This is a genomic window from Dysgonomonas gadei ATCC BAA-286 (assembly GCF_000213555.1).
Taxonomy (GTDB): domain Bacteria; phylum Bacteroidota; class Bacteroidia; order Bacteroidales; family Dysgonomonadaceae; genus Dysgonomonas; species Dysgonomonas gadei.
This window is the reverse complement of record NZ_GL891987.1, coordinates 231,830-246,530: the sequence shown is the minus strand read 5'-3', so window position 1 is coordinate 246,530 and position 14,701 is coordinate 231,830. Positions and strand designations below refer to the sequence as shown.

The 14,701-nt window shown below is 43.0% G+C and carries 12 protein-coding genes; 6 read left to right on the top strand and 6 right to left on the bottom strand.

The genetic code is table 11. The features are described 5' to 3' along the window. Window positions 1-7: 7 nt before the first annotated feature. A complete protein-coding gene (locus tag HMPREF9455_RS16340) occupies window positions 8-1,312 on the bottom strand; it encodes an anaerobic C4-dicarboxylate transporter family protein (RefSeq protein ID WP_006800847.1) in 1,305 nt (434 codons plus the stop codon). Window positions 1,313-2,086: 774 nt separating this feature from the next. On the opposite strand from HMPREF9455_RS16340, the gene HMPREF9455_RS16335 reads away from it, so the two are divergent. Genes HMPREF9455_RS16335 through HMPREF9455_RS16320 form a run of 4 tightly spaced genes read left to right on the top strand, consistent with a single transcriptional unit; the run spans window position 2,087 to window position 5,447 of the window. Next, window positions 2,087-2,755 carry a DUF2625 domain-containing protein gene (locus HMPREF9455_RS16335; RefSeq protein ID WP_006800845.1) on the top strand — a complete coding sequence of 223 codons (669 nt, stop codon included), beginning with the start codon at window positions 2,087-2,089 and terminating at the stop codon, window positions 2,753-2,755. A 22-nt stretch (window positions 2,756-2,777) separates the two neighbouring features. Continuing rightward, the gene (locus HMPREF9455_RS16330) at window positions 2,778-4,160 is read left to right on the top strand and encodes a nucleobase:cation symporter-2 family protein (RefSeq protein ID WP_006800844.1); all 1,383 of its coding nucleotides are present in this window, start codon (window positions 2,778-2,780) and stop codon (window positions 4,158-4,160) included. A 12-nt stretch (window positions 4,161-4,172) separates the two neighbouring features. Then, window positions 4,173-4,742 (top strand): xanthine phosphoribosyltransferase, encoded by a 570-nt coding sequence (gene xpt, locus HMPREF9455_RS16325; protein ID WP_006800843.1) that lies wholly within the window; start codon window positions 4,173-4,175, stop codon window positions 4,740-4,742. A gap of 3 nt (window positions 4,743-4,745) precedes the next feature. Beyond that, a complete protein-coding gene (locus tag HMPREF9455_RS16320) occupies window positions 4,746-5,447 on the top strand; it encodes a 16S rRNA (uracil(1498)-N(3))-methyltransferase (RefSeq protein WP_006800842.1) in 702 nt (233 codons plus the stop codon). 3 nt (window positions 5,448-5,450) lie between these two features. Here the strand turns inward: HMPREF9455_RS16320 and folP are convergent, their stop codons facing one another. Genes folP through HMPREF9455_RS16295 form a run of 5 tightly spaced genes read right to left on the bottom strand, consistent with a single transcriptional unit; the run spans window position 5,451 to window position 9,526 of the window. After that, window positions 5,451-6,290: a dihydropteroate synthase gene (gene folP / locus HMPREF9455_RS16315; RefSeq protein WP_006800841.1), complete on the bottom strand. Its 840-nt coding sequence runs from the start codon at window positions 6,288-6,290 to the stop codon at window positions 5,451-5,453. Window positions 6,291-6,318: 28 nt separating this feature from the next. Beyond that, on the bottom strand, window positions 6,319-7,494 hold the full coding sequence (locus HMPREF9455_RS16310; protein WP_006800840.1) for a M24 family metallopeptidase: 1,176 nt from the start codon (window positions 7,492-7,494) through the stop codon (window positions 6,319-6,321). A gap of 5 nt (window positions 7,495-7,499) precedes the next feature. Next, entirely contained in the window at window positions 7,500-8,075 is a 576-nt protein-coding gene (gene nadD / locus HMPREF9455_RS16305) for a nicotinate (nicotinamide) nucleotide adenylyltransferase (RefSeq protein ID WP_006800839.1), read from the bottom strand. Then, window positions 8,072-8,635 (bottom strand): guanylate kinase, encoded by a 564-nt coding sequence (gene gmk, locus HMPREF9455_RS16300; RefSeq protein ID WP_006800838.1) that lies wholly within the window; start codon window positions 8,633-8,635, stop codon window positions 8,072-8,074. Before gmk ends, nadD begins: the two co-directional genes overlap by 4 nt. Window positions 8,636-8,653: 18 nt before the next feature. Beyond that, window positions 8,654-9,526, bottom strand: a complete 873-nt coding sequence (locus HMPREF9455_RS16295) for a YicC/YloC family endoribonuclease (protein ID WP_006800837.1) — start codon at window positions 9,524-9,526, stop codon at window positions 8,654-8,656. Between the two features lie 146 nt (window positions 9,527-9,672). Between HMPREF9455_RS16295 and HMPREF9455_RS16290 the strand changes: the two genes are divergently transcribed. Both HMPREF9455_RS16290 and HMPREF9455_RS16285 read left to right on the top strand, forming a co-directional pair. Then, entirely contained in the window at window positions 9,673-10,032 is a 360-nt protein-coding gene (locus HMPREF9455_RS16290) for an arsenate reductase family protein (RefSeq protein ID WP_006800836.1), read from the top strand. A 13-nt stretch (window positions 10,033-10,045) separates the two neighbouring features. Then, window positions 10,046-14,650, top strand: a complete 4,605-nt coding sequence (locus HMPREF9455_RS16285) for a translocation/assembly module TamB domain-containing protein (RefSeq protein WP_006800835.1) — start codon at window positions 10,046-10,048, stop codon at window positions 14,648-14,650. Window positions 14,651-14,701: the final 51 nt, after the last annotated feature.

The following is a 14,701-nucleotide window of genomic DNA, read 5'->3' as shown; positions in this document are numbered from 1 at the left end:
AACCGTATTATTTTCCCAATAGCATAATCATCAGTATGCCCGTACACACGGCTCCGACAGTCGCAACCAGTCCGGGCAACATAAAGGAATGGTTCAAAACCCATTTACCAATGCGGGTAGTTCCCGTACGGTCGAAATTAATAGCCGCTACAACAGTAGGATAGTTCGGCAGGAAAAAATATCCGTTTACAGTAGGGAAAAGAGCTATCAGCATCCACGGAGATATTCCCAATGCAATCCCCAGAGGCATCAGCGCCCGTACAGTAGCGGCCTGGCTATATAGGAGAATAGACATTACAAACAGAGCGATTCCGAATATCCAGGGCATTGAAGTTACGACCCCTTCGATGGAAGCGCGTAACTGCTCTATATTCCCATTGATAAAGGTGTCCCCCATCCACGCTATTCCGAATATGGCAACTACGGCCTGCATCCCGGCAATAAAGACAGAACCCTGCGCGGCTTTTATCCCGTTTGTATTTGTCGTAAGCAGGATAAGAGCGGCGGCCGATAACATCAATATTTCTATAATAATGGGCATATTCAAAGTATTGCCTCCTATTTTACGCAAACTTTCTACCGATCCGAACAGTATGATAAAGACGGTTGCCAGAATAAATATAAGGACAGACAATCCCGCTTTACTCTTCAACTTATAATCTATTTTTTCTATCGAGGTACTTTTAGCAAACATGCCATTCTCTACCCGCCGGAGGTATTCAGGGTCTTCGTGCAATTCCTTTCCCACTCGCATACTGAACAAGGCTCCCAATAATACTCCGATCAGAGTCGATGGTAGACTTATCATTAAGATGTCAAGCAGGGAGATATCGTATCCTGCCAACATACTTAGCAAAGCTACTGTAGCCGCCGAGATAGGACTGGCAGTTATAGCCTGCTGGGATGCAATTACTGCAATGCCGAGGGGCCGCTCGGGACGTATCTTTGTCTCACGGGCAACCTCCGCTATTACAGGTAATACGGAATAAGCGACATGCCCTGTTCCGGCAACAAAAGTAAACAGATAAGTAACTATCGGGCTCAATAATGTAATACGTTGCGGATGCTTCCGTAAAAATTTCTCTGCCACCGATACCATCAGGTCGAGTCCTCCTGCTGCCTGCATACAACCTGCCGCCGCGATAACGGCGACTATCATCAGCATGACATCTATGGGCGGGGAGGTCGGCTCCAGTCCGAAACCGAAGACAAGGACAGCAAGTCCCAATCCTCCCATTACTCCTAATCCGATGCCCTGTATACGGGCTCCGATAATAATGGCTGTGAGAACAAAGAGGAATTGTATCAGCATATAAGTCTTATATTATGCGATTAGAAATTGATGTCAAATATAACAATTAATTAAAAATATGAATGTCTGACTGAGGAGATAATCTTTCTAGCTCTATGACATCTGAAGTGGGTAAATTCATCAACAAAACAGAAAACAATTATCTATATTATTTTAATATGCCGGTTAACGAATTTGGCAATGAGAGCGATCTTTGAAATATCAGAAAGATTTAGATTTAAAAATTAAAAAGGGGTAGCTTTTACATACGCTCGCGCAAACGTCCCGTGTCTGTGTTGCGTAGCAAACATTTTGCCCAGTCAACAAGACACGGACTGGAAGTCCGCGCCAGCGGGCGTCGATTCGGGCGAATGTTTATTCGCCCCTACAAAGTGAATGCAAAACCTGTTACTTTTGTTACCTTTTTAATGAAAGAGATGCTTCGCTCCGCTCAGCATGACAGTGTATAAAGGTCTTCTAAAAGCTAATAGCTAAAAGCTGACATATCTGTTACCTTTGTTACCTTTTAACAGTTACGGGTTGTTTACTGTTTACTGCTAACTGTTTACTGTAAATAGTGTCAGATGTGTCAGATTTTAACAAGTAGCAAGTTGAAAGTGAAACTGAATTATCCACTTTTACTTCAATCACTGTTGGCAGCTTGATTCGTGATGAAGCTCTCTTTCTTTTCCAAAATGTCATATTTAACGCTGGCTATTACATTATTCTCACTGCATTATTTAGCATATATCTATAATTATACTAATTTTGCAGCTTATTCTAAAACCTGTACCTATGCGTACACTACAAGAGCTTGTAAATACGGAAGATCCGGGTTGGCCTGTCATCAAGGAATGGATAAGCGTGGCCAAAAACAAGGTGGAAATTCTGCCTTGCGAACGCCAGCGAGCCGAAAATGCTCTGGTAAACACTCAAGTCACCACACGTTCCCTGATGGGAGCGATCATCTACGAAACAGGCGGCCTGCTCATCGACAACGGTTGGATACGAATCCTGGGCTCAGGTAGCGACCGAATGAAGAGAACCCTGCCGGACTGGAACCAAGGCAAAACATTTGAAGAATTCGGAGAACCTGCACCATATCTGTTGGTGGCAGATGATGCTATCGGTGGGTTTTATGCAATTAACGCAGGATTTCTGGGAAAAGACGCGGGTAATATGTATTATTTTGCACCCGACTTGTTGCGCTGGCTGCCAATGGAAATCGGGTATAGCCAATTCCTTCTGTTTTGCTTCGAAACGGATATGAACGACTTTTATGAAGGGCTGCGCTGGAAAGGCTGGGAGAAAGATATTGCAGTACTGAATCCCGATTATTCTTATAACTTTTTCCCGTTCCTCTGGACTAAAGAGGGGAAAGATATAAATAAAATAACGAAGAAAGTTATACCTGTAGAAGAGGTTTATAACTTCAATATGGAAATGAAAAATACACTAGGATAATATAATAAAACAAATAATACTTATGCAAGTCACAGAAAAAGAAGCGGATGAAATTATCCAACCGATACGAAAAACAGACCTGATTTATCAGATTGAGGATAAACCGCCTTTCAGCGAGGCCATGTTCGCAGGATTTCAACACCTGCTGGCTATCTTTGTGGCTATTATAACCCCTCCGTTAATTATATCCCGGGCATTAAATTTCAGTGCCGAAACAACCGGCTTCCTTGTTTCCATGGCGTTACTCGCTTCGGGTATATCTACATTTATACAGTGCCGCCGTTTCGGCCCTGTGGGTTGTGGCTTACTCTGTATACAGGGAACTAGCTTTTCTTTCATCGGTGCGCTGACTGCCAGTTTCGCAGCTAAAGGCGATATGACCGAAGCTGCCATTCTTGCCGCCATATTCGGCGTTTGTATCGCTGCCTCTCCTGTGGAAATGATTGTGAGCCGCTTGCTGAAATATACAAAGAAGATCATCACCCCGCTTGTTTCGGGCATTGTGGTAACAATGATAGGACTCTCCCTTATCAAAGTGGCGATTATATCCTGCGGTGGCGGATTCGGAGCGATGGGCCTTGAAGGGGAAAGAGGATTCGGCAGCCCGCAGAATCTGGGTATCGCAGCCCTTGTCCTAGTATCCATCCTTATATTGAACAGCATAAAGAATAAGTATATCCGTATGAGTTCCATTATCATCGGTATTGTGATCGGCTATGTCGTATCATACTTCATGGGATGGATAGATTTTTCAAACATGGGTGAAATAGGCGCATTTACCATTCCCCAACCATTCAAATACGGATTGAGTTTTGATCTCTCTGCTTTCATTGCCGTAGCTCTTATCTACTTTATCACTTCCATCGAAGCATACGGTGACATCACTGCAAACTCGATGATTGGCGGAGAACCGATTGAAGGTCCTAAATTTATGAAACGTGTACAAGGCGGAGTATTGGCCGACGGTATCAATTCAGCTATCGCCGGAGTATTCAACTCTTTCCCTAATTCTATATTTGCACAGAACAACGGATTGATCCAGTTGACAGGAGTAGCCAGCCGCCGTGTAGGTTACTATATCGCAGCATTCCTTATTATATTGAGTGCTTTTCCTTTCATCGGGGGTATATTCTCTATCATGCCAGAGCCTGTACTTGGAGGTGCCACATTGCTGATGTTCGGTACTGTTGCCGCATCGGGAGTACGCATCATTGCGTCGCAAAACATAGACCGAAAAGCCATACTGGTACTTGCGGTCAGCTTTGCCTGTGGGCTCGGCGTGGAACTGGTTCCTGATATCCTTTCCCAAATGCCGACAGCCATAAAAGGAATCTTTGCTTCGGGAATTACTACCGGAGGAGTCGTTGCCATCCTTGCTAATGTGATTATCCGTATCAAAGACTAAATATTTATTGTTATGAAATTACTAAAAGACCGTATCCTTAAGGATGGAAAAAGCTTTGACGGAGGAATCCTTAAAGTAGACAGCTTTATCAATCATCAGATGGACCCTATTCTCATGAAGTCGATAGGAGTGGAATTTGTCCGCAAGTTCGGAAATCTGCCGATAAATAAAATTATAACAATAGAAGCCAGTGGCATTGCCCCTGCTATCATGCTTGGCTACCTGCTCGAATTACCTGTCGTATTTGTAAAGAAAGCGGTACCCAAAACAATGGTAAATATGGTGTCTACCATTGCTCATTCCTTTACCAAAGATAAGGACTATACAATCTGTGTAAGCAAAGATTTTCTAAACCCGAACGACAAAGTGGTTTTCATCGATGATTTTTTGGCTAACGGTAATGCGGCCATTGGCATATACAACCTTATCAAAGAAGCCGGGGCCGAACTTTACGGCATGGGCTTTATTATCGAGAAAAGCTTCCAGGACGGAGGGCAACGTCTACGCGAACTCGGTATCCACATAGAGTCGCTGGCTAAAATCAAGGAACTAGGCGATAACAAGATCATCTTCGAAGATTAAGCAATGGATAAAACAATCTTTTTTACCCCTGATATTCTCTCCAATGTAGAACTGCCTGCCGAGGAAGCCCTGCATTGCATAAAAGTATTGCGTAAAAAAGAAGGCGATGAAATACTACTTACCGATGGAAAGGGTTTTTTTTATGATGCTGAAATAATGCAGGCCAACCCGAAACATTGTATGGTAAACATCCTCAAAACAATAGAACAGCCCAAAGGCTGGAACTTCAACCTGCAAATAGCTTTTGCCCCGACAAAAAATATCGACCGCATAGAATGGTTTGCAGAAAAGGCCACCGAAATAGGAATCGACCGTCTCAGCCCTATTCTTTGCCGGCACTCCGAACGAAAGGAGATAAAGGCTCAGCGGATAGAGAAAATACTTGTTTCGGCAATGAAACAATCCCAAAAAGCATTATTGCCTCAACTGGATGAGATGCAATCTTTCCCTGCATTCATCAAACAGGAATTTGACGGGCAAAAGTTCATCGCCCATTGCTATCCGCAGGAGAAAGTACTGTTGAAAGATATTTATAAAAAAGGTGGTAATGCCCTTATTCTTATCGGGCCGGAAGGCGATTTCTCGGAAGAGGAAGTCAAGATGGCAATAGATCATGGATTCAAATCCATTTCTTTGGGAGACAGCCGCTTGCGCACCGAAACGGCTGCGTTGGTCGCTTGCCATACATTACATGTACTGAGCTGATTATCAGAACTTATATTCCTCCAGTTTTTTCACTATTTTCACCGTTTCCACCGCTTCTTTTACATCATGGACACGTAAAATATCCGCTCCGTTCTGCAAGGCGAAAGTATTCAGTACAGTAGTTCCATTGAGGCTTCCGGCGGGAGTTGTGTCTAACAAACCGGCGATCATCTTTTTTCTCGAAATCCCCGCTAAAAGAGGTAATTCAAACACAGAGAAGCCCCGCAACGCTGCCATTAATTCATAGTTCTGATCCATCGTTTTACTAAACCCGAATCCGGGATCGATAATAATATCATTCACCCCGAGTAAGTGCAATTCTGCTACCTTCTTAGAGAAATAATAGAAGATATTCTGGATCAGATCTTCATAGTCGGTCAAATCCTTCATCGTTTGGGGTGTACCGCGCATATGCATCAATATATAGGGTACATTAAGCCGGGCAACCGTATCGAACATAGTCTTGTCTATCTCACCGCCCGATATGTCATTTATAATGGCTACTCCATGTTCCTCAACGCAAAAACGGGCTACATCCCCATAGAAAGTATCTACGGAAAGGATAGCATCGGGAAATTCCCTGTTGATAACAGGCAAAGCAAACTTCAGCCGCTCTATTTCTTCCAGCGAAGACAGAAAGGTTGAGGAAGGACGGGTTGACTGGGCGCCTATATCTATAATTGTTCCTCCCTGGGAAAGTATCTCCGAAACCCTGTCTATAATCTGGCTCTCGGTCTCTTTGCGACTACCGGAGTAAAATGAATCGGGAGTAATATTCAGTATCCCCATTACAACAGGATAAAACAGATCCAGCAGTTCTCCTTTAATATTGATTGTTTTCATCGGCTGTTTTAGATTATTTCTCTACCCATCACAACTCTATTATCTCCTCTTCCAATATAGTCAGTTTCTCTATGCCGGTTTCAGTCACCACATATGTATTTTCTATTCCGACGGCCCCTACTTCCGGAATCACAAACTTCGGTTCCAACGCAAAAACGATGTTCTTTTCCAGTAATTCTTTCGAACGGGGAGTCAACACCGGAGGCTCGTTTATTTCAAGACCGAGTCCGTGTCCGACAAACTTAGCCTGCTGCTTCGTTCCCATGAAGTATGATTCAAGGTTATTCTTTACTACCATTTCCATCGAGATATTATACAGTTCGGCACAACCGGTTCCGGGTTTAGCGATATCCATTATATGGTTATGAATATCTATCGATACCTGATGGGCACGATAAGCGATATCTAATGTCTTTCCTACCGAAAAAACACGTGTCATATCGGTCATCCAAGGCGAATAATTTCCTGCCATATCCACCATAATAGTTTGCCCTTTTTCTATCCTTTTCCCCGATGCACCCAACGGTAAAGTAGGACTGGAGCCTGCCCCGCCTAAAGCATAATCGTAAGGAGAGGGAGCTTCTGCATTCTCTCCTGCAAGCAGGCTACCCATATAGATATCCATATTGTCACCATAACTACGAAAGATACCCATAGACCCGTGCAGACGCATCAACTTCTCTATCTCTATCTGTAATTCTATATCAGTCATACCCGGCTTGTAAACGGACGGAATCAACTTATAAACAACTTCATGTTTCCGGGCGCAGGCCCTCACCTGCTCCAGTTCGAAATCCGTTTTCACACTGCGTATCTTACGCATAAGAGTTGAAGCATTAGCAGCTTTCGTTATATTAAATGTTCCCATCAAACGGGTGCATTCACCGAAGGAAAGGACATCTATCTCTAATAATAATGTCCTGGGCAATGATATGCCTCTGCTTTGAAGTTCTTCCGTAATTTGTTCCGGCTTCCGGATATAGATCGTATTTTCAAAAGCGATACCTTCAGGCCGCTTAATAAAATGTATAGGGGTACCCCCGGCCGGCAGATAATAATAACCATTGTAAACCATGCCTGTCATATAAAATACATTTACTGATGTACTCAATATACAAGCTTCTACTTCCATCGCCTGCATTGCTTTCTGCAGGCGGGAACAGCGAATCTCCAAATCTTTTGTCAATGCTTCCCTGTTGTTCATAATCTTTATTTATACAATCCTTTATTCAGAATATAATCATATATGTCATCCGGCAAAAAAGCCCTTATATCTTTTCCTTCGGCAATGCTGTCTCTGATAAATGTCGATGAAATCTCGATAATAGGGGAATCCAGTGCCTCCACCTTATCCCTCAATTTCGTAGGAATGGTGATACGGTGACCCAATCGCGGATATACCCTGATTTTATAATTTTCGAGTATCTTGTCATATTCCCGCCAACTCTCAAATACATTCCAGTTATCGGCGCCGATAATCAGCGTGAAATTATGTCCGGGATATTCATTTCGTAAAGCGTCCAGCGTATTCACCGTATAAGACGGGATGGGCATTGAGAATTCAAAATCACTGGCTTTTAACTTTGCGTATTTAGCCAGTGCAAGTTCTGTCATTTCCAGGCGTATATGTTCGTCCGAAAGCTCATCCTCCGATTTCAACGGATTTTGCGGGCTTACCAGAAACCACACCTCTTCTATTTCCGTGAACTCCACTATGTAGTTCGCGAGAATCAGATGCCCGATATGTATCGGGTTGAAAGACCCCGAAAAGATGCCGATATTCATTTCCTCAGAAAATCAGTTACTACGTTCAATGCTTTTGCTTTTGCCTCTTCCAGATTATCATTGTGTATAACCACATCAAACTGAGGAGCGAATGTCATTTCATATTCAGCTTTTGCAATACGGGATTCGATCACTTCGGGCGAATCCGTTCCTCTTCTTTCCAGACGGCAACGCAGTTCATTTATGGAAGGTGGCTCTATGAAAACAGATAAAGCTTTATCTCCGTAATATTTCTTTATATTACAGCCGCCTACTACATCCACATCGAAAATCACATTGCCTCCGCCGCTCATAATACGTTCCACCTCTGCTTTCAGCGTACCGTAAAATTTATCCGCGTATACCTCTTCATATTCGAGAAACTCACCACGGGCGATTTTTTCCCTGAATTCTTCGGGGCTATGAAAATAGTATTCCACACCATGCTTTTCTGTTCCCCTTGGCGGACGGCTGGTAGCCGATATTGAAAACTGAAGGTTCAAATCCTGCGAAAGCAGGTAATTGACGATTGTAGATTTACCCGCACCTGAAGGAGCCGAAAATATGACTAATTTACCCATTAACTTTATAAGTGACCTTTATAATACGTTCAACACCTGTTCTTTGATCTGCTCCAGTTCATCCTTCATGCGTACAACTATCTGCTGCATTTCGGCATGATTCGACTTCGAACCCATTGTATTTATCTCACGTCCCATTTCCTGAGAAATGAAACCCAGCTTCTTTCCTTGTCCCGAACCGGATTTCATTGTTTCCAGAAAATAGCTGAGATGATTTGTAAGACGGGCCTTTTCTTCGTTTATATCCAGTTTTTCGATATAATAGATCATCTCCTGCTCGAAACGGTTCTTATCGTAGTCAAAGTCTTCTATCTTCTGTAGAGCTTCGCTTATCCGTACTTTTATCTTATCCACCCGTTCAGCTTCATGAGGCTCTATATCTGTCAATAGCCGTGAGATATTCCCTATTTTTTCTTCAAAAAGCTTTTCCAGCATAGCCCCTTCCTGTTTGCGGAAGGCAAGCAATTGCTTCTTTGCTTCACTTATTGTTTTCGAAACAGCAGCCCATTCGGCTTCATCCACTTCCTGCGATTCGTATTTCAATACATCCGGCAAACGAAGCAATGTTGAAAACCAATCGGCAGGAGTATCTATTCCCAGTTTACGGGCCGACTCTTTAATCTGATTATAATATCCTTCGAGCAGATTGTGGTTGATCTGGTTAGCTGTTTCATTACCTATATTTTCCACATATATAAGAAAGTCTACTTTTCCACGTTCCAATTCACGGGAAAGCATATTGCGGACTTCCATTTCATGTTCTTTGTATAGATTTGGCATACGGACCGACAAGTCCAATTGTTTGCTGTTAAGGGATTTTATTTCTACTGTAACCTTTCTTTTTTCAAGTTCGGTTGTGGCTTTTCCAAAACCTGTCATTGATTGTATCATGCTGCTAATTTTAGATTTAGGCACAAAAATACACAAATATTATACGTTCCGATTAAAAAATAAGAACTTTAAATGCACAATCTGCGTTAATCATTAGTAATTACTTATTTTTGTAAATAGTTAAAATATAAAATAAAGAAATCAGAATGGGCACAAAACTATTCCTGCAATATCCAAAATGCAGCACTTGCCAGAAGGCAACCAAATGGCTAAAACAAAACAATGTCTCCGTAGAAAGCCGTGATATAACAACCGATAACCCTACAAAGACAGAACTGGCTGCATGGATAAAGAAGAGCGGATTGCCTATCGCAAAGTTCTTTAATACTTCAGGCAGGATTTATAAGGAAGAAAATCTGAAAGAAAAGGTCAAGTCTGCATCCGAAAGCGAATTGATAGATATACTCGCATCCAATGGAATGGTTGTAAAACGGCCGCTGATGATAGGAAATGACTTTGTACTGGTAGGATTCAATGAAGAAGAATGGTCTGAAAGACTAAAATAATAAATAGTTCTGCATGGAGGAAAAAGAAGACGTAAAATTAGCGCCGGAAGAAACCCCGAAAAAGAAAAGCCTGATTAAGAAGCTTTTCAAGATATTCCTGTATATAGTCCTCGGACTTATCGGGCTTAATGTGCTTTTATATGTACTGCTTTCCATACCCTATGTGCAGCAAAAAGTAGCGGATTTTGCCGTAGGCAAACTGAAAGAGACGATGAATACGGAGGTTTCGATAGACGAAGTCCGCCTAAGCCTGTTCAATAATGTAAGCCTGAAAGGCATCTATATAGAAGATCAGGCCAAAGACACATTGCTTTATGCGCAGGACCTGAGTGTAAGCCTCAGCCCTTGGGAATTTATCAAAAGCAACAAGCTCGCTATCACAGGAATCACAGTAGATAATTTCCTTATAAATGTAAATCAGAAAGATAGCGTAAGCGACTTTAACTTCCAGTTTGTAATAGATGCATTTTCGAGTGCCGACACCACCCAAGTGGATACAACCAAAAGTTCGCTGGTAGTGGTTATCGAAGACGTCAGCCTGAAACGCGGACGATTGAATTATGATGTGTTGTCTGTGCCACAAACCCCGCAAATGTTCAATGCATCGCATATATCCTTATACGATGTCAACGCGAATGTAGACCTGAATTCGATAGATGCCGACAAATTCGACATCGCGCTCAACAGTCTGTCGGCAAAAGAAAAGTCGGGAGTTGAAATCAAAAATTTACAAGGGCATTTATACTCCGACAAGTCGCAACTCTGGGTAGAAAATCTCTCCTTAAACTTGCCGAACTCTCACCTGACCACCACCAAAGTAAGATATAACTTATCGAACAGCGCTTTTGAAATAGCCACCAACGACACGGAATTATCCGCCGGGGACTTAATCGCATTTCTGCCGAATCTCAAATTCCTGCGAAACAAACTTTCGCTGAAAACCGATATCTCGGGAACATTACCCGCTGTGAATATCGAAAATATAAACCTCACCTATGGCGATGATTTTGTACTTGAGGGGCTGGCCAGCCTGGGGAATTATGAGCGATACGGAAACTCGGATATAAATCTTTCTATTAATAAACTGAAAGCATCGACCAGAGCAATTTCCGATTTTGCAAAACTCGGCGATTCTACCTTTGTGACTCCCGATATATTAAGGGACATGGGAGACATATTCCTGAAAGGGACATTGACAGGACAACTGAATAAGTTCAAACTCAATTCCGAAGCATGGTGCAGGCAGGGGCTTGTTTCACTCCTGGCTACCGGTGGTGTGGATACAACATTTACCAACTTTAATGTAAACGCCGGGCTGAGAACACGCAACTTTAATCTGGGCAGATTGCTCGGAGGTACAGCAGGGCTTGGCGCGCTATCTGCGCATATAGACCTGAGAGCAAGGCAAACTGAAAGAGAACCTCTCTCTGCCCAAATGCAGGGAAATATAGATGCTTTGCAAATAGAAAAAGAAACGATGAAAAACGTTCCTTTCAGCGGATTCTACAATGCTCAAAAAATGGGATTGACTGCCCGTGCCGACTGGAAGATAGGAAAAATATTCGTTGACGCAGATATGTCTCAAGCCAAAGTGCCGGATATTAATGTACGCCTCAGACTGGATTCGTTACAAATAGACCCTTTCTATAAGAACCCCGACTGGGTAAATCCACGTCTGACTATGGCTCTGAAAGGGCAGTTCAAAGGATTGGACATTGACAATATTGTAGGAAAGGCAGATTTGGACAGCCTCGACTTCCATGATGACAATTTCGCATTCCAACCGGGGAAATTTACGTTGGAATCGGGAAAAAAAGAGGATGGCAGTAAATTTATCACGCTCACCTCTTCCCTATTGACAGCCAATATAGCAGGACAATATTCATTCACTACTATCGGAGACGAATTTACAAACCTGATGAACGGATATCTGCCCGATGTATTCCAAATGAGAAAACGGACAAAGAAAGAGCAAAACAATTTCACTTTCAATATCACAGCCAACAATACTGAGAAACTGGGAGAAATATTCGTCTTACCTGTCGATATCATAGATCCGGCTTCGATAAGCGGGCGCATCAATACCATAGACAAACAATTGTCGGTGAAAGGGAATATTCCACGTCTCCGTTATGGCGAAATTGAAATTAAAAATACGACTCTGGATGTTATGAACCTCGACTCGGCCTTCAACATTTCAGGAGCGAGCAGCGTAATGATGGATAAAGGGAAGTATAATATCGCCCTCAATACCAACGGAGAAAAAAACACAATCTATACATTCGTAAGCGTAACCAGTGATAGTACCAATATAAATATAAAAGGAGATATAGAAGCTCTGGCCAGTTTTAGCCGCAATGAGAAAAAAGAGCTTGTTTCTTCCCTCAAGATAACCCCGTCAGACATCATGGTGGACAAACTGGCGTTAAATCTGCTACCCGCCGAAATACTGAACGAAGGAACACGTACCGAGATACATAATGTAGGATTGGGAGTGAATAAAAAACCGTATTTCAATATAGACGGGGTGATCTCAAGTGAAAAAAGTGATAGCCTCAGGGTTTACTTCACCCATGCCGAGATAGGAGATTTGCTGGAAGCATTCGATGTGAAGAACATTCGCGGATGTATCCACGGAGATGTCCTGCTCACCAATATACTCGACCAACCCGAACTGTACACAGAAGGATTTCAGATCGCCGACATCGTCCTCTTCAGCGACACATTGGGTACAATGGACCTCGACAGTCACTGGAGTAACGAATACGGAGGAGTGGCTATGCAGGCAGCATTGGTTAAAGCAGGGGAAACCTTCGCCGAGATAGATGGTACAATATATACGAATCAGGACTCACTCGACCTCCAGTTGAGAATGGAAAAGATGCCTCTGCGCTGGGTACAGCCATTCGTCTCCGATATGCTCAACAAGGTAGACGGAACCATTAGCTCCAACCTGATGATAGAAGGAAACACAAAAGCGCCGCTTGTGAGGGGATTCCTCGGGTTCAACGATACACAGATAGGCGTAGACTACACCAATGTAACCTATACCATATCGGATACCATCAGGGTAAGCCCCGACCGTATAGGGTTCGACAACCTCACCCTGAAAGACAGCCAGGGTAATACGGCCAACGTAAGCGCTACTGTGACTCACAAAAATTTCGACAACATGAAATATTCGCTCAATATGCGGATGAACAAACTCATGGTGCTGAATACCGAGCACAGAACCGATAGCCTTTTCTACGGGCGGGTTTATGCCTCAGGCAATGTCAGGGTAGACGGCACCAACGACGGCATCAATATAAACCTGCAGATAAAGAATGACAAAAACTCGAATTTGAATATTCTCTTGCCTCAACACTCCGAAGCTACCGATTATAAAAGTGTAGTATTTATAAATGTACCGGAAGAAAAACTGAAAAATTCCCTTAAAGATATGCTTGCCAAAGCTCAGGATCAACCATTACCCATACAACTGACGGTAAAACTCGATGTAACTCCCGATCTGGCAATCGGCATTATCATAGATCCATCCACGGGTGATGAATTGCAGGCAAAAGGAAACGGATCTATCACGTTCAATTATAATATGCTTAATGAGAATATGTCGGCCTTTGGCGACTACTCATTGACGGACGGGACTGTGAAACTGAACCTGCAGAATATAAAGAAACTGGACTTTAGAATACAGAACGGCAGTAAATTGCATTTTATCGGAGACCCTATGAAAACCCGATTTGAAATCACGGCTTACAGAAGAGTGAGGGCGGCACTGGAAACATTAGACCCTAGTTTTGCGATAGATAATTCATCGTCCAAGGTGTCTGTTGACTGTGTACTGGGTATCGTAGGAAATATGGATAATATGGATCTCACCTATAACATTAGCCTGCCTGATGCGAACGATGATGTGCAGAGAAAAGTAAACACCTATATCAGCACCGATGAACAAAAGATAAAACAATTTGCATCCCTGATCGCTATGGGTACATTCTATCCAAGTTCGGGAAGCAGCGGAGCGAACTTCGGCGACGGTATATGGACCAGCATCGCCGGCAGTGCCCTATCCGGTGCCATGTCGTCTCTGGTAGGTAATATGCTGGGAGATAAATGGCAGGTAGGCGCTACTGTGGAATCGAACGACGGCACATTGTCCGACATGAACATGCAGGTAAACGTTTCCCGTACATTCTGGGATGACAGGCTGATATTGAAAACAGACTTAGGATACCGCACAGATCAAACGAGCGTAGATAATAACTTTATCGGAAATTTCGACCTGGAATATAAATTGAACACAATGTGGACGTTGAGAGCATATAGCCATACCAATGATAAATATTATCGCCAGGCGCCCACAACTCAGGGTGTAGGTATTATTTACAACAAAGAAGCCGCCACATTGAAGCGTCTGTTCCAGTCATTTAAGCCAAGGAGATTCAGACGAAATGAAGTCCAACAGGGGCAAGACCAGGCTCAGACACAAAATCAGCCTCAACAAGATACAACAACTCCGGCAGAACAACAACAAACCCCTCCTGTCCTACCGGCAGATTCGACACAAACGACTGTAAATAAACAGCCGGTGATAAGTGACGAACGGAAAAAATAAAATAGCGAAAGGCAGAGTAAAGAAAATAGAGTTTCTCCGATTCTTTTTACT